General features: G+C 62.1%; 14 protein-coding genes. 8 read left to right on the forward strand and 6 right to left on the reverse strand.

All coding sequences use genetic code 11. From position 1 onward, the window contains the following. Positions 1-281 precede the first annotated feature (281 nt). The 3 genes from ACIQ2A_RS00165 to folE all read right to left on the reverse strand — a co-directional run bounded on the left by ACIQ2A_RS00165 (position 282) and on the right by folE (position 2608). The gene (locus ACIQ2A_RS00165; protein ID WP_398474464.1) at positions 282-1292 is read right to left on the reverse strand and encodes a transglycosylase SLT domain-containing protein; all 1011 of its coding nucleotides are present in this window, start codon (positions 1290-1292) and stop codon (positions 282-284) included. Positions 1293-1408: 116 nt separating this feature from the next. Beyond that, on the reverse strand, positions 1409-1831 hold the full coding sequence (gene hisI / locus ACIQ2A_RS00170) for a phosphoribosyl-AMP cyclohydrolase (protein WP_398474466.1): 423 nt from the start codon (positions 1829-1831) through the stop codon (positions 1409-1411). A gap of 72 nt (positions 1832-1903) precedes the next feature. Then, positions 1904-2608 carry a GTP cyclohydrolase I FolE gene (gene folE, locus ACIQ2A_RS00175; RefSeq protein ID WP_398474468.1) on the reverse strand — a complete coding sequence of 235 codons (705 nt, stop codon included), beginning with the start codon at positions 2606-2608 and terminating at the stop codon, positions 1904-1906. 260 nt (positions 2609-2868) lie between these two features. Here folE and ACIQ2A_RS00180 point away from each other — a divergent pair, with 260 nt between their 5' ends. Further along, a complete protein-coding gene (locus ACIQ2A_RS00180; protein WP_398474471.1) occupies positions 2869-3327 on the forward strand; it encodes an iron-sulfur cluster assembly scaffold protein in 459 nt (152 codons plus the stop codon). Between the two features lie 106 nt (positions 3328-3433). Here the strand turns inward: ACIQ2A_RS00180 and ACIQ2A_RS00185 are convergent, their stop codons facing one another. Further along, complete coding sequence (locus ACIQ2A_RS00185) at positions 3434-4336, reverse strand: hypothetical protein (protein ID WP_398474473.1); 903 nt, start codon at positions 4334-4336, stop codon at positions 3434-3436. 243 nt (positions 4337-4579) lie between these two features. On the opposite strand from ACIQ2A_RS00185, the gene yidD reads away from it, so the two are divergent. Together yidD and ACIQ2A_RS00195 are read left to right on the forward strand one after the other, a co-directional pair. After that, a complete protein-coding gene (gene yidD, locus ACIQ2A_RS00190; protein WP_398474475.1) occupies positions 4580-4912 on the forward strand; it encodes a membrane protein insertion efficiency factor YidD in 333 nt (110 codons plus the stop codon). A gap of 155 nt (positions 4913-5067) precedes the next feature. Next, a complete protein-coding gene (locus ACIQ2A_RS00195) occupies positions 5068-5394 on the forward strand; it encodes a hypothetical protein (RefSeq protein WP_398474477.1) in 327 nt (108 codons plus the stop codon). Here ACIQ2A_RS00195 and ACIQ2A_RS00200 read toward each other — a convergent pair. Beyond that, positions 5391-6572 (reverse strand): MFS transporter, encoded by a 1182-nt coding sequence (locus ACIQ2A_RS00200; RefSeq protein WP_398474479.1) that lies wholly within the window; start codon positions 6570-6572, stop codon positions 5391-5393. The two genes, ACIQ2A_RS00195 and ACIQ2A_RS00200, sit on opposite strands and share 4 nt — an antisense overlap. A gap of 205 nt (positions 6573-6777) precedes the next feature. Between ACIQ2A_RS00200 and ACIQ2A_RS00205 the strand changes: the two genes are divergently transcribed. From ACIQ2A_RS00205 to ACIQ2A_RS00225, 5 genes are all read left to right on the forward strand, one after another. Continuing rightward, positions 6778-7389: a hypothetical protein gene (locus tag ACIQ2A_RS00205; protein WP_398474481.1), complete on the forward strand. Its 612-nt coding sequence runs from the start codon at positions 6778-6780 to the stop codon at positions 7387-7389. 221 nt (positions 7390-7610) lie between these two features. Continuing rightward, positions 7611-9554 (forward strand): BCCT family transporter, encoded by a 1944-nt coding sequence (locus ACIQ2A_RS00210; RefSeq protein WP_398474483.1) that lies wholly within the window; start codon positions 7611-7613, stop codon positions 9552-9554. Between the two features lie 124 nt (positions 9555-9678). Then, positions 9679-11715 carry a threonine--tRNA ligase gene (gene thrS / locus ACIQ2A_RS00215; protein WP_398474486.1) on the forward strand — a complete coding sequence of 679 codons (2037 nt, stop codon included), beginning with the start codon at positions 9679-9681 and terminating at the stop codon, positions 11713-11715. A gap of 3 nt (positions 11716-11718) precedes the next feature. Further along, positions 11719-11931 carry a hypothetical protein gene (locus ACIQ2A_RS00220; RefSeq protein ID WP_398474488.1) on the forward strand — a complete coding sequence of 71 codons (213 nt, stop codon included), beginning with the start codon at positions 11719-11721 and terminating at the stop codon, positions 11929-11931. Between the two features lie 117 nt (positions 11932-12048). Then, a complete protein-coding gene (locus ACIQ2A_RS00225) occupies positions 12049-12615 on the forward strand; it encodes a nitroreductase (protein ID WP_398474490.1) in 567 nt (188 codons plus the stop codon). 57 nt (positions 12616-12672) lie between these two features. On the opposite strand, the gene ACIQ2A_RS00230 is transcribed toward ACIQ2A_RS00225, so the two are convergent. Further along, the gene (locus ACIQ2A_RS00230) at positions 12673-15159 is read right to left on the reverse strand and encodes a putative bifunctional diguanylate cyclase/phosphodiesterase (RefSeq protein WP_398474492.1); all 2487 of its coding nucleotides are present in this window, start codon (positions 15157-15159) and stop codon (positions 12673-12675) included. Positions 15160-15257: the final 98 nt, after the last annotated feature.

Consider the following 15257-nt stretch of genomic DNA (forward strand, 5'->3'; position numbering starts at 1 on the left):
ACGCAACTAACGACACCGGAACGCGATGCCCACGGTCAGGGAAAATAAACCATGGCACTTAACAAAGGGTTCACCATAACTGGCTGCGTTTGTTGAGGTTTTGTTAAGGGAGCAAAGAACCGGCGACTTCACCCCACGGCCTACCCACTCCGCCCTCATCCTGAGGAGCCGCGCAGCGGCGTCTCGAAGGATGGCCGCACGCTCCGAGCCAAGCCAGCTCATGGTTCGAGACGCGGCCTACGGCCGCTCCTCACCATGAGGGACTGAGTGCACGAGCACGCTCAACTACTAAACGTTCCGAACCGATCGCTGAACAGATCGAGCGGCCGCGGCGTGCCGACCTCGGGCGTCTTCGCGATCGCGTTCGACGTCAGCGAATTCGTGTTGCCCCACAGCTCTTGCACAGCCGGAGAAATCGGCTGACTGCGCTCGCCGCCCTGGAACAGCGAGCGAAACATCGGCGGCTCCGGCATTGTCGACGAAGTGCCGTTGGCAAAGCTCGCGACCTGCACATTGTTGAGATCGGGGAAGCGCGACAGGAAGGTGGCGTTGGACGACGACGTCGCGGCAACAGGCAACACCGCCTGCGCCGTTGTGACGCCGGACGCAGCGAGCGGACCGCCGGCAGACGCCATGGCGCTGGCCGTCACGCTGGAATTTGCAGCAGATGCATAGCGCGACGACAGCACGCCATACACTTGCGAGACGCTGCGCGCGCTGCCGCTCTGATCGTAGAAGATCGAGCGATTGGCAGCAGCGGCATTGGGGAAGAGTGCCGCACCCGACGCATTCGGATTCTGCGCGGCATTGTTGATCAGCTTCGACGCGCCGGCGACGCCCATGAAATGCGCCATATAGAGTTCGGCATCGTTGGGACGGCGGCCGATCTCGCCGGTGAGCTTGAAACTGTTGGATTGCGTCAGCACGCCGGCCATCGCCGAACTGGCGACGGGATCATCGCGCAGCTGCAGGATCGCGGCCTTGGCCTGCGGATCGCTGACCGAATAGCTGCCGGACGGCGACTTGGTGATGGCGTCGGCATATTGGCCATAGCCGAGCTGGCTGCCGGCTTCCTTCACCGTGCCGAGCCAGGTCTGCTCGATGAACTGGAACAGGCCCTTGGCCGAGGATGTGGAGGCCGTCGCCTTGGGATCGAAATTCGATTCCATCTCGGCGGTGGCAAGCAGATATTCAAAACTGGTGCCGGTGACGCCCGCAGCATTCTTGATCGCGCCCGCCACCTGGCTGCGCGTCGAATTCACTGCGAAAAGATTGGTCGATTCGACCGCCATGCCCTGCCCCGCTTCCGCACAAGGGCCGCCCGAGATTCGGACGCCGTCAGCCACGCCGAAGCCACGGACACAGTGCAGCAATCATGGTTAATTGCCGATTAACGAGCCTTAAGAGATTATTTATAGACCGCGGCCGGATCGAACACCTTGTCGGCATCGACGAATGACACCTTCGCAGCGCCGTCTTCACCTTTGGTGATCGCACGATAGAAACACGAGCGACGCCCCGTGTGGCATGCGGCGCCGCCGATCTGCTCGACACGGATCCAGATCGCATCCTGGTCGCAATCCATCCGCATCTCGGCGACGCGCTGGGTCTTGCCGGAGCTTTCGCCCTTGCGCCACAACGCCTTGCGCGAGCGGCTGTAGTACCAGGCATCGCCGGTCTCGATGGTCTTGCGCAGCGCCTCGTCATTCATATGCGCGACCATCAGCACATCGCCATTGGCGACATCCGTCACCACGGCCGTGACGAGGCCATTGGCATCGAATTTCGGGGTCAGCGTGAGGTCTTCTTCAAGGGCGTGATCGTGGGCCACGGTCGTCTCTCAATGAAAATCGGGCGCGTGATGCGGCCGATAGTCTAACACCAAATCGAAATCAGGCAGCCCTCAGCGCGACTGGGCCTGGATCATCGACATGAACCGCGCCTGCTCCGCGGGATTGTCGCGGAAATTGCCGGTGAAGCGCGTGGTGAAGGTGCGCGAACCTTCCTTGCGGATGCCGCGGGCGGACATGCAGGTGTGCTCGGCTTCCACCATCACGGCGACGCCGCGCGGCTTCAGCACTTCATCGACGGCAGCAGCGAGCTGCGCGGTGAGATGCTCCTGGGTCTGCAGGCGATGGCCGAAGATATCGACCAGCCGCGCCAGCTTCGACAGGCCGACCACGCGCTCGACCGGCGTATAGGCGATATGGGCCTTGCCGTAGAACGGCATCATGTGGTGCTCGCAATGGGAGACGAAGCCCATGTCGCGGATCAGCACGAAGTCGTCATAGCCGGCGGTCTCGCCGAAGGTCTTGTTCAGCACTTCGGCGGGCGACTGGTGATAGCCCTGAAACAGCTCGTCATAGGCTTCGACCACGCGGCGCGGCGTATCGACGAGGCCTTCGCGCTCGGTGTTCTCGCCGATATAGGCAAGCAGCGTCTGCACGGCCTTTTCGGCCTCGGCGCGCGAGGGGCGATTTTGTTCGGCATCGATCGCAGCACCGAGGAATTCGGCGGGGTCGAGCTGCGCGGGACGAAAATCCTTCTTGCCGTCGCCGGGTTTGGCGCCGTCAGCAGCGTTGCGAATGGGTTTGATTACAGCGTCCATCTTCTCTCCGTTCGACCGGCCTATAATACGAGGCCGGAGGTGTCACCGGGCAGACGGGGCGGGAAAACCGCCAGACGCCTGAGTCCGTCAAAGGGATAACATCGCCAGCGCCGATTGGAATTCTCAAATTCCGGCGATCTGGAGAACGTCCGGCGTTCTTTCGCCGGGCCGCATCCCTATATATGGTTCCTCGTCACCCCCGCCAAGGCCCCGGCCCGGCGGTGAAATCTGGAATCGGTGGCAGAGTTAAGGTCCATGAGATGCTGAACGACATCTATAATAAGCGCATCATCGAGCTCGCCGGTAATATTCCGCGCCTCGGCCGCCTGCCCTCGCCCGATGCCAGCGCCACCGCGCACTCGAAATTGTGTGGCTCCACCGTGAAGGTCGACCTCGCCATGAATGGCGATGTGGTCACCGATTTCGCCCATGACGTGAAGGCCTGCGCGCTTGGCCAGGCGTCGTCCTCGATCATGGCGGCGCATGTGGTCGGCTCAACAGCCGAGGAACTTCGCGCCCTGCGCGAGACCGTGCGAAAAATGCTGAAGGAAAACGGCGCGCCACCGAGCGATGCCAAATGGGCCGATATCGCGGCGCTCGAGCCGGTGCGCGACTACAAGGCGCGACACGCCTCGACGCTGCTGACTTTTGACGCGGTGGTCGATGCGATCGGGCAGATCGAAGCAAAATCGGGCAAGACGGAAAATGCAGACGCGTAGGATGGGTAGAGCGAAGCGAAACCCATCGGCGGTGCTTGCCGCATCGACGGACTGATGGGTTTCGCTCCGGCGCTAGGCGCCTACACTCGACCCATCCTACGGCCCGTCACTTCGCCGGCGCGGCACCGCCGGTCGGTGCCTGAACTTCCGCAGTCTTCGTCGTTGAGACCGTCGATGCGACTGGCTTCTCGTCCTCGGCGCCACTAACAAAGCGATCCTGGATCGTCTTCGGTGCCAGTGAGGCGACTGGTGTCGTGTCCGGCTTGCGCTCCTGCGGCAGCACGTCGTCGATCTGATAGGTTGTGACGAGGTTGGAGAGCTTCAGCTCATCCGCCGTCAACCGATGCAGGTCTTCCCATGGCGGCACGCTGAGCGACAGCGACAGCAGATCGCCGGAGCCACCCATCTCCACCGAATATTTGGCGAGACGCCCGACATCACGCTGCACGATCATCAGATCCTGCGCGGTATAGCTCGCGGCCTTGGGATCGTCGGCGCGATCGCCCATCCAGATCTGGTGGACGCGGACATGCGCCTCTTCCGGCACGTAGCGTGTCTTGCCGGACAGCAACAGGAACACGCACATGGATTCGCAATAGGCCTGCGGCAGCACCGCGGGCTTCATCACGCCCGACGAGGATTGCAACTCGACCGAGGCCCCCACCGTGGTGCGCAGGCCAAGCTTGCGCCAGCGGCGGCCGATGGAGATGGCGTCATTGACCGAGCCGCCGGAGGAATCCAGCACGACGGTGGCGCCGCCGAGATCGCGGGTCTTGGCGAAGTCGTCGAAATCCTTGGGAGTGTCGCCGGTGACGATACCGACGGCAGTGAACCAGCCACGGCAATCCGGCTCGCAGGCGACCCAGGTGAAACGCATCGGGAGCTTGCGTTCTTCGAGAACGCCAGCTGAGGCAGTGGTCACGGAGGATACAGCCGCGAGGCTCGTCCAGGCGATGCAAACAGCGAAAGCGCGCAGCAGCGCCGACCCACTCCAACGATACGACCGCATCAAGCTCAACCCGGTTCCTTTCCCGCGCTCACGGATGAGCGGGCAACTGAGGTCTGGCCACAACGAACGCTCATGATTCTGTCACACGGGCGTTATCAAAACCTAGCGTGCAGAGACCCGACGTCCAGTTACTTTTGCTGCACTGCATGCGATAAAATGGCAGGTGTGACCGCACTGCATAAGCAAGCGGGTTCCCTGCAACGGAACCCAGCAAATCCTGATTGATCCGATGGCAAGCCGATTATGAACCGCTCACCCGCGTGCCCGCATTGCATCGGTATCATCCGACGCACGCCACGGAATCTCGGCCGCGGTGCGATCTGGCTCTATCGCCACAGCTTCTCGCCGCTGGTCGGCTTCAACTGCCGTCACATCCCGTCGTGTTCAATCTATGGCGACGAAGCGATCGCGCATTACGGGCTTTGGGCCGGCGGCTGGATGACGCTGGCGCGCCTGCTGCGCTGCCAGCCCTGGGGCACATCGGGCATCGACAACGTGCCGGCGACGCTGCCTCCGCACGCGCGCTGGTATCTGCCCTGGCGCTATGCGCGCTGGCGTGGCGTGAATGCGCCGTGATCTCACGCATTGCTGCAGCAATGACGGCCGCCTGAGCAACAAATCGCCGACACGCCACGATAGGTCATTGTGAGAACGCGGCGGGCACCATATGGGTGTGCGCTCTTATCCCTGATCATCGGCGATCATCGACCAGCATTGCAGCGGGGGCGCAGTTGGAAGACGGCCTGTACGAAATCTATTTTCACACGGTGCATGGGACTGGCACCGGTGTCATCTATGCCAGCGGCGGAAAACTGCGCGGCGGCAACTCCGCTTTCACATTCACTGGAAGCTACCAGAACAAACCGGACGCCATCTCGGTGCTTGTCAGCACGAAACGTTACAATCCCGATCCGGACATCAAATCGCTGTTCGGTTTCGAAGGCGTGACGCTGTCGCTGACCGGCCAACGCAACGGCGACACCGTTGATTTCGAAGGAAACGCCCTGCAGAAGCCCGGTTTGAACTTCAAGGCCCAGCTGACGCGCGTCAGCGATTAAAGCGAAGCCGATTTCGACAGCCGGCGGCTGTAAAGAATGGCCGTCAGCGCGGTCGCGAGAAACGCCATCGCAACGAAGCCGGACACGTGGAAGTAACCGCCGGCAAACAGCAAGCCGCCGATGCCCGATCCGATCGCCTGACCGACATAGAGCATCGACGTGTTGAGCGACACGGCCGACGTGCCCGCCGCGGGCGCTGCCGTGATGAGGCGCACCTGCTGCATCGAGGTGATGGCCCCGAAGCCGAGCCCCCAGATCGCAACGCCAAACGCCATGATGGCCAGATGGCCGGCTGCAAAGGTCCAGACGCTCATTCCCGCCAGCACCAGCGAGGTCGAGAGGATGGAGGTTCTGAGCGGCCCCCAATTATCGACGATGCGCGTGGCCGTCATGATGCCGAGAAAACCGCAAACGCCGTAGATCGCAAAGACGGAGGCCGCGGCATCGTGCCCTGCTCCCGCAAGACGTTCGAGCAGTGGCGCCATGAAAGTAAATATCGAAAACTGTCCGGCAATCTGCAGCGTGGTGATCGACAACAGCAACAGAACAAGCCGATTGCGCGCCAGCGACGACCAGGTCGAAAGATCAACCGGCGCGCCGAACAGGCCGCGCGGAATGCGCCAAACCAGCAGCGCGAGGCTGATGCAGCTCATCACGCCGACAATCCCGTACACCTCGCGCCAGCCGAAACGGCTCGCGATAAAAGTGACCATCGGAAGTCCGACTGCTGCCGCGAGAGTCCAGCCGAGAAAGACGTAAGCGACGCTGCTGCCGCGTTTCTCCGGCGGCACCAGCATGCCAACGACACCCGCAGCTTGAGGCGTATAGGGCGCTGCTGCGATGCACATCACGAGGCGGATGGTGAGCAGAACCGTGTAGTTGGGTGCGAAAGCCGAGGCGAGATTGCAAACGGCCACGACGGCGATCACCGAGATCAGCATGGTCCGCCTCTCGATGCGGCTGGTGAGCCATGACATTAGCGGCGAGCAGATGCAAAGCATCGCCGCACCGAATGTGATGAGCAGCCCTGCCTCGCGGATGGTGACGCCAAGCCCCGTGGACAATTCGCCGAGCATCGCCGTCGGCCCAAGCAGGCCGACGCCGGTGACGAAATTGCCGATCATGAGTGCGGTGGGTGCAAACGGGCGGGACACGCCGTGTGATAGCACGCAACGCATGCGCAAGCACCAGCACGACATGACAGCTTGATGCCAACACGCGCACATTGGCCTTATGCAAAAATGTGGGCCCTGGCGTTCAAACCCGTTCAGCGGATCTGGCGACTACGAGGCACAGGCGCCCACAACACCGCGCCTCACGCTTGTTGGTTGGATTGACCTGAATCCCGTGACACGGATTCGGCAACGCTGTTGCGAGGAATGCATGATCATCTGGGGTACCTACGTCACCAAGAAAATCATTCAGAAGGGCGAATTCTTCTGCCCCGGTTGCGCGGAACATCGCGGCTACAACCTGCGTCGCCCGAAGAAATGGGGGCACCTGTATTGGATCCCGCTAATCCCGATACAGGAGCTCGACCGCTATGTGGAATGCACCGCATGTGACAAGGCCTGGAATGAAGGCGTGCTCCTGCACGACCCGGTCCGTGATCAGCGCCAGCGCGACGACGATCTCGCGACCATGTTGGCACAGTTGATGTTGCTGATGTCAGGCGAAGGTGGACTCACGCCGACGCTCACTGACAAGATCATCGAGGCAACGGAAAGTTTGCTCGGCGTGGATGCCACGCCCCAATCGGTTGCTGCTGCGGTCATGACCGGCTCCGACCGCAACGCGATCCTTTCCAATAGTGCTCAGCAGGCCAATCACTTGAACGATCGTGGCAAGGAAACGACACTGCGAGCGGTGATTGCCATTGCGCCAAGCCGCCCGCTCGGTGAGCGCGAATGGATGCTGGCCGCGGATATCGGCAAGCATCTGGGCATGTCGCCGGCGCATGTGAGCGGTGTGCTGACGGAAATGGCCGCGGCCTAATTGGACCTCCCCGAAACCTGCACCACTTGTCATCCCCGCGAATGCGGGGATCCAGTAAACACTGCGACCTGAGGTTAAGCCCTGGCACCTACATCTACCGGATTGCCTGTGAGGCCGGCGATCTCAAAGAGATACAGTGATTGCCCGCCGAAGTCTGGTACGATCCTGCCTCTGCCATAGCGCGATTGGACTCTCGATCACGTGGCGGCTAAGGCGGCCCGATGATTCAAAGCAAAATCAAGCCACGCGTCTTCTTTGGCGCGTCCGCCGTGATCGCCACTTTGCTGTCGGTCACGATCATCATGCCAGGCGCCGCCGACAGCATTTTCAAGATCGCTCAGAGCTGGGTCATCGACACGTTCGGCTGGTTCTATGTCACGGCGGTGGCGATCTTTCTCGTCACCGTGCTGGTGCTGGGCTTTGGCCCGACCGGCAAGCTGCGCCTGGGACCGGACGATGCCGAACCGGAATTCCCCTATGTTTCCTGGCTCGCGATGCTGTTCGCGGCCGGCATGGGCATCGGCCTGATGTATTTTGCGGTTGCCGAGCCAGTCCAGCATTACATCTCGCCGCCGGAAGTGGAGAGCGGCACCATCCGCGCCGCACGCGAGGCGATGGCGATCACCTTCCATCACTACGGCGTGCATGCATGGGCGATCTACGCGATCGTCGGCCTCAGCCTCGGCTACTTCACCTATCGCAAGGGGCTGCCGCTGACCTTCCGCTCCGGCCTGTCACCCATTCTCGGCAAGCGCATCAACGGCCCGCTCGGCGATGCCATCGATATCTTTGCCGTCTGTGGCACCGTGTTCGGCGTAGCGACGTCGCTCGGCTTTGGCGTGTCGCAGATGACGGCAGGCCTCGCCTACAACTACGGGATCGCCGACTCGCCGGTCACGAAAATCGCCGTGATCGTCGTCGTCATGGGCGTTGCGACGCTTTCCGTGCTGAGCGGCGCCGATCGCGGCATCCGTCGCCTGTCCGAACTCAATCTCGTGCTGGCCGTGTTGCTGATGGTGTTCGTGCTGTGCAGCGGGCCGACGCTCTTCCTGCTACGCGCGCTGGTGCAGAATTTCGGCCTTTATCTCGATCATTTCGTCGAGCGTACCTTCAAGCTCTATGCCTATGAGCCGCGTGCCTGGATGGCCGATTGGACATTATTTTACTGGGCGTGGTGGATCGCATGGTCGCCCTTTGTCGGCATGTTCATCGCCCGCATCTCGCGCGGGCGCACCATTCGTGAATTCGTGGTCGGCGTATTGTTTGTGCCGACCGCCTTCACGTTTATCTGGATGACCGTGTTCGGCAATACCGCGATCTCGCTCGATCTCGGTATCGCCCATGGCGGGATCGCCGCGGCCGTGCAGGCTGACCTATCCACCGCGCTGTTCAAGTTTCTGGAATATCTGCCGGCTACGAGCTTCACCTCCGGATTGGCGATCCTGCTGGTGGGCGTGTTCTTCGTGACATCAGCCGATTCCGGCGCGCTGGTGATCGACACGCTGGCGTCCGGCGGCGAGGAAGATACGCCGCGCTGGCAACGGATCTACTGGTGCATCGTGCTCGGCGTCACCGCGACGCTGCTGCTGCTCGCCGGTGGCCTCGGCGCGCTGCAGGCTGCGACATTGCTCGCAGCCTTGCCCTTCTGCTTCATCATGCTGATGCTCGCTTATGGCCTCGTGCGGCAGACCAATGCCGATCTTGATGGCGAAACGATTTCCTCGGAAAGTCCCGCCATCAGCGAACGGCTCAAGCGGTTGTTCGTGCCGGCAAGCCGCGCCGAGATCGAGCGGCAGATTGCCAGCCATGGCGTGCCGGCACTGCAGTCGGTCTGCCAGACCATGCTCGACGAAGGATGGGCCGACAGCGCGGTAAAGATCGACAGCGAGGGCGCGTCGTTGACGGTCAGTTTCGGCATCGACCGCCTGTTCACCTATCGCCTGCTGCCGCGCTCGCGTCCGCTGGCGGCGTATACGGCGTGGGAGACGCCGGCCGCGCATCGCAGCCGGACCTGGATGCTGGCCGCCCGGACCGGCAGCGAGACCCGCCATCGGGACCTGACCGGCTTCTCGGAGCAGCAGATCGCCGGCGACGTGCTGACCCAGCTGGAACGCTCGCGCCCTGTGCGCGGCGCGGCGAGCCTGGGGCAAGATATGGTATTGTAAGGATGGCGCTTCGGCCGGGTCAAAACCTTGCCAGAGTGGTGTTGCAACCTGCGAATCGGCTGCTATACCGCTGTTCCCCGCTTACCTGCGCCCGTGTGCAGGAGTGAGCCACAGGAGAGAAGATATGACTGAGAATGAAGGCTCCGGATTCAAGTTCGGCCTCGCCAACCTCACCCCCGCCGACCAGAGCAGCGCTCATCTGAACCTCACCTTCCCGGATGGCGCCGTGCGCCAGTATCCGCGCGGGACGAGTGGTTTCGACATCGCCAAGGGCATCTCGCCCTCGCTCGCCAAGCGCACCGTCGCCATGGCGCTGGATGGCGTGGTCACCGACCTTAACGATCCCATCGAGCAGGATGCCAAGCTCGAACTGATCAATCGCGACGATCCGCGCGCGCTGGAGCTGATCCGGCATGATGCCGCGCATGTGCTCGCCGAAGCCGTGCAGACGCTGTGGCCATCGACGCAGGTGACCATCGGCCCGGTGATCGAGAACGGCTTCTATTACGACTTCTATCGCGAGGAGCCATTCACGCCGGAAGATTTTGCCGCCATCGAAAAGAAGATGCGCGAGCTGATCCAGCGCGACACGCCCTTCACCAAGCAGGTGTGGGACCGCGAGAAGACCAAGCAGGTATTCCGCGACAAGGGCGAGGCCTTCAAGGTCGAGCTGGTCGATGCAATTCCGGGCAACGAGCCGATCAAGATCTATTACCAGGGTGACTGGTTCGATCTCTGCCGCGGCCCGCATATGACGTCCACAGGCAAGATCGGCAATGCCTTCAAGCTGATGAAGGTGGCCGGCGCCTACTGGCGCGGCGACAGCAACAACCAGATGCTGACGCGCATCTACGGCACGGCCTTCGCCAAGCAGGAAGACCTCGACGCCTATCTCAAGCAGATCGAGGAAGCGGAGAAGCGCGACCATCGCAAGCTCGGCCGCGAACTCGACCTGTTCCACTTCCAGGAAGAAGGCCCGGGCGTCGTGTTCTGGCATCCGAAAGGCTGGACGATCTTCCAGGCGCTGATCGCCTATATGCGCCGTCGTCTCGACGGCGACTATCAGGAGGTCAACGCCCCGCAGATCCTCGACAAGGGCCTGTGGGAAACCTCGGGCCACTGGGGCTGGTACCGCGAAAACATGTTCGCGGCGCAGTCCGCTGGCGACGAGGCCGAGGACAAGCGCTGGTTCGCGCTGAAGCCGATGAACTGCCCTGGCCATGTGCAGATTTTCAAGCATGGCTTGAAGAGCTATCGCGACCTGCCGCTGCGTCTCGCCGAATTCGGCGTTGTGCATCGCTACGAAGCCTCGGGCGCGATGCACGGATTGATGCGCGTGCGCGGCTTCACCCAGGACGACGCCCATGTGTTCTGCACCGAGCAACAGCTGGCCGATGAGTGCCTCAAGATCAACGACCTGATCCTGTCGACCTATACGGACTTCGACTTCGGCGACATCGTCGTAAAACTCTCCACCCGACCGGAGAAGCGCGTTGGCACCGACGAGATGTGGGATCACGCCGAGCGCGTCATGGCCACCGTGCTGTCGGCCATCGAGGCGCAGTCGGGCGGCCGCATCAAGACCGAGATCTCGCCGGGCGAAGGCGCGTTCTACGGGCCGAAGTTCGAATATGTGCTGCGCGATGCCATCGGCCGCGACTGGCAGTGCGGCACCACGCAGGTCGACTTCAACCTGCCGGAGCGTTTCGGTGCGTTCTACATCGATGCCGACGGATCGAAGAAGGCGCCGGTGATGGTGCATCGCGCGATCTGCGGTTCGATGGAGCGCTTCATCGGTATCCTGATCGAGCACTATGCCGGCAACTTCCCGCTCTGGCTGTCGCCGACGCAGGTGGTGGTCACGACCATCACGTCGGAAGGTGATGAATATGCCAAGGTGGTTGCCGCTGCGGCCCGCAAGGCTGGTCTCCGCGTCGAGATCGACCTGCGCAACGAGAAGATCAACTACAAGGTCCGCGAGCATTCGCTGGCCAAGATCCCTGCGCTTCTCGTGGTCGGCAAGAAGGAAGCCGAGAGCCACTCGGTTTCGGTCCGTCGTCTCGGCAGTGAGGGCCAGAAGGTGATGTCCACCGACGAGGCCATCGCCGCACTGGTGGACGAAGCGACGCCGCCGGACGTGAAGCGTGCGAAAGCGAGCTGAGCCATGAGCGACAATGACGAGATCGAGATCGAAGCCTATCCGCTTCGATCCTATCAGTTGATCCCGGACCCCAACCGGCCGGATGTGGTGGCGCTCGCCCTCGAGACCGAGCAAGGCCATAGCCTTTATCTGGCATCGCGGGCCGTATTGGAGGATCTCGGTCGGGATCTTCTGGACCGCGCCTCCAAGATGCCGGAGCACAAGACGGCCGGTTAGCGATCTGGCTGACGATCACAATCCGTCTAAATGGGGAAGGCCCGCCTCAACGCGGGCCTTTTCGCATGGTAAGCGGTCAATCCAATCCTGCACGTCCTCATTTGCGAGACATTGCCCGTGACCGACACCATCGAATTTCTGAAGACCCGCCGCTCCGTCAAGCCGCGCGAGATGTCGGGCAAGGGCCCCTCTTCCGCCGAGCTCGACACCATTCTCACCATCGGCGCACGGGTGCCGGATCACGGCAAGCTGGCCCCGTGGCGCTTCATCGTGTTCGAAGGCGACGCCCGCAAGCGCGCCGGCAATGTGATCGCCACCGTCTTTGCCCGCAAGAACCCGGATGCGCCGCATGAAACCGTCGAGGCGGAGAAGCAGCGCCTCACCGAAGCGCCACTGGTGATCGCTGTGGTGTCCTCGCTCAAGCAGCACCCGAAGGTGCCGGCCTGGGAGCAGGAATTGTCGGCGGGCGCGAGCTGCATGAACATTGTCGCTGCCGCGACTGCACTCGGCTACGGCGCCAATTGGCTCACCGGATGGTACGCCTTCGATCGCGACGTGCTGACGGACCTGGGTCTGACGGCCGACGAGAAGCTCGCCGGCTTCATCCATATCGGCGGCAAGCCGGACCGGGTGATCGAGGATCGCCCACGACCGGAGCTGAAGGATCTCGTGACGCGGTTCTGAAATGCTGTGCTGTAGGGCGGATTCCGCTTCGCTAATCCGCCCTATGGCTAAATTGTCTCACGCTGCCTGCGTGGCGCAGCAGCCGAATTTCTGCAGCAACTGATCCAGTTCGCCGGCCGGCTTCGCGGCACTGAACAGATAGCCCTGCACTTCGTTGCACCCCTCGGCGCGCAGTTGTTCGAGCTGCGCCATCGTCTCGACGCCTTCTGCCGTCGTGGTGATGTTCAGGCTGCGACCGAGCCCCGAAATCGCGCGCACGATCGCCATGCAATCCGGGCGCTCGACCAGATCCTTCACGAAGGAGCGATCGATCTTGATCTTGTCGAACGGGAAGCTTCTGAGATAGCTCAGCGATGAATAACCGGTGCCGAAATCATCCATCGAGATACGGACGCCGAGTGCGCGCAACTGGTGCAGCGTGGCGATATTCGCTTCGGTCTCGGCGAGGAACACGCTTTCGGTGATCTCCAGCTCGAGCCGACGCGGCGACAGGCCGGAATAGGCCAGCGCGGCGACAACGACCTGCACGAGATTGCGGCTGCGGAATTGCACCGGTGAAAGATTGACGGCGACCTTTACATCGTCCGGCCACTTCGCAGCCTCCGCGCAGGCGCTGCGCAGCACCCACTCGCCAAGCGCCACGATCAGGCCGATATCCTCGGCGACGGGGATAAAATCGGCCGGCGAGATCATGCCCTTGTCGGGATGCTTCCAGCGCAGCAGCGCCTCGAAGCCGACGATGCGATCGGCGGCGATGTCAACCAGCGGCTGATAGTGTAGCTCGAACTCGCCGTCGACATAGGCGCTCCGCAAATCGAGCTCCATGTCGCGGCGCTTCTGCGCCTGACGGTCCATTTCGCGTTCGAAGAAATGATGCACGCCACCGCCTTCGGCCTTGGCGCGATAGAGCGCCATATCGGCATTACGCATGAGTTCTTCACTCGTCGTGCCATCGCCGGGTGAGATTGCAATGCCGATGCTGGCGCCGATCACCACTTCGAGATCGTCGCCCATCTCATAAGGTGCGCTGATAACCTCAATCAGACGCGCAGCAAATTCATTGACCTCGTTCAGCGTCACGTCTGATGTCAGCACGACGGCGAATTCGTCGCCGCCGAGCCGGGCAACAAGGTTATTCCCACGAACCTCACCGCGCATGCGCTCGGCCACCTGCTTGAGCAGGCGGTCACCCGTAGGATGACCGAAGCTGTCATTCACATTCTTGAACAGGTCGAGATCGATACACAGCACCGCGACGTGGCGCTCGGGATCGTTGTGATCCAGCGCCTGAGCGAGACGCTCCTGATAGAAGACGCGGTTCGGCAAATCGGTGAGCGCATCATGATGCGCCATATGCGCGACACGGGCTTCGGCCTTGCGACGCTCGGTGATGTCGACGACGGCGACCAGGAATCCCTCACGGCCGTCGAATGCCACGCGGCGCCCATAAGTCAGCACCTGGATCTCGCTGCCGTCAGCCTTGATATGCCGCCAATTGCGCTCGGACTGATAGCTGTCGTCGAGCTGCGTGATGGCGCGCGTATGCGCGTCCCACTCGTCACGCGGCCAGATTTCCTTCAGCTCCATGCGCAGAAACGCATCGCGCTCATAACCGTAATGCGCCACCGCAGCATCGTTGACGCTGATGAAGCGCATAGTCTCGGCCTCGAACACCCACATGGGCATCGGATTGCCGTCGAACAGCAAGCGGAACGAAGCATCGCGGCGCTTGATTTCTGTGACATCAGACACGGTCAGCGACACCAGATCGCCGAACGCGGTTGCCGTCAGACGCAGATTGCGATCGTCACTGTCGATCTCGAGCTGGCCGCTGGCTTCCAAGCCGCTGGCCTTCTTCGCAATCATTGACAGCAGCCAGCGTGTCACCTCCGGCAGACACAGTGCGTGTCCGCCTTCGCTCAGCCTGCGCCACTGCAGATCGGGGAGCGCGACCCGGAGGAGACGCGCTGCGCCCTGATTGTGATGCACGATCTGGAAATCAAAGGCCTGGTTTTCCGAATTGCGGATGGCCGCCAGCGAGACAATGCCCTCGTCCGTGGAGGAGAAGATCGCATCCACCAGATTGTAGCGCGGCCCCTGCTCGTTGATATAGGCGCCCACAAGCTTGACGCCCCAGCGCGATGCGGTTGGCAGCGCCAGAATGTCATAGGTCTGCACCAGACCGTCGCGCACGCAATGCGCAACGGCGAGATGCGGCCGTCCCGTCTGCAGCGCGCAGTTGGCGGCCTCGGCCAGCGCCCGCGCGCAATCCGGCGGAACCACCTCGAGCGGAATGTCCCAACGTTCGTCGCCGAGCCATTGCTGGACGTAGCGCCCGCTGCGCGACACCTCATAGCTGTCGCCCTGGGATTTCAGCAGCACGATGTGATCAGCCATACGGCCGAGGCTGCCGAGCATCACCTCTTCATAGCCGGGCAGCACCTGCCCCGGCCGCACGGCCGCCTGCCATTTGCGTTGAAGCGCCGGGATGTCGTCGAACACTTTGATGTCCGCAGTGGCGGAGAGCTTCTTGGCCGCGATCACGACGCATCCTTGCGAAAACTTGTACCTGTCTTCGCTATTCAGGCTTCGCCGATTAATGCCGTGTAAATGTTTTCAGGTCGCAGGCCGCTATGTCGTCA

The sequence above is a fragment of the Tardiphaga sp. genome, from assembly GCF_044336785.1.
Lineage (GTDB): Bacteria > Pseudomonadota > Alphaproteobacteria > Rhizobiales > Xanthobacteraceae > Tardiphaga.

Coding starts and splice junctions, on each gene's coding strand:
- ACIQ2A_RS00180 (WP_398474471.1), top strand. CDS start 2,869: ATGCTGAACGACATCTATAATAAGCGCATCATCGAGCTCGCCGGTAAT.
- folE (WP_398474468.1), bottom strand. CDS start 2,608: ATGGACGCTGTAATCAAACCCATTCGCAACGCTGCTGACGGCGCCAAA.
- ACIQ2A_RS00200 (WP_398474479.1), bottom strand. CDS start 6,572: ATGCGTTGCGTGCTATCACACGGCGTGTCCCGCCCGTTTGCACCCACC.
- yidD (WP_398474475.1), top strand. CDS start 4,580: ATGAACCGCTCACCCGCGTGCCCGCATTGCATCGGTATCATCCGACGC.
- ACIQ2A_RS00185 (WP_398474473.1), bottom strand. CDS start 4,336: ATGCGGTCGTATCGTTGGAGTGGGTCGGCGCTGCTGCGCGCTTTCGCT.
- ACIQ2A_RS00220 (WP_398474488.1), top strand. CDS start 11,719: ATGAGCGACAATGACGAGATCGAGATCGAAGCCTATCCGCTTCGATCC.
- ACIQ2A_RS00205 (WP_398474481.1), top strand. CDS start 6,778: ATGATCATCTGGGGTACCTACGTCACCAAGAAAATCATTCAGAAGGGC.
- ACIQ2A_RS00210 (WP_398474483.1), top strand. CDS start 7,611: ATGATTCAAAGCAAAATCAAGCCACGCGTCTTCTTTGGCGCGTCCGCC.
- ACIQ2A_RS00165 (WP_398474464.1), bottom strand. CDS start 1,292: ATGGCGGTCGAATCGACCAATCTTTTCGCAGTGAATTCGACGCGCAGC.
- thrS (WP_398474486.1), top strand. CDS start 9,679: ATGACTGAGAATGAAGGCTCCGGATTCAAGTTCGGCCTCGCCAACCTC.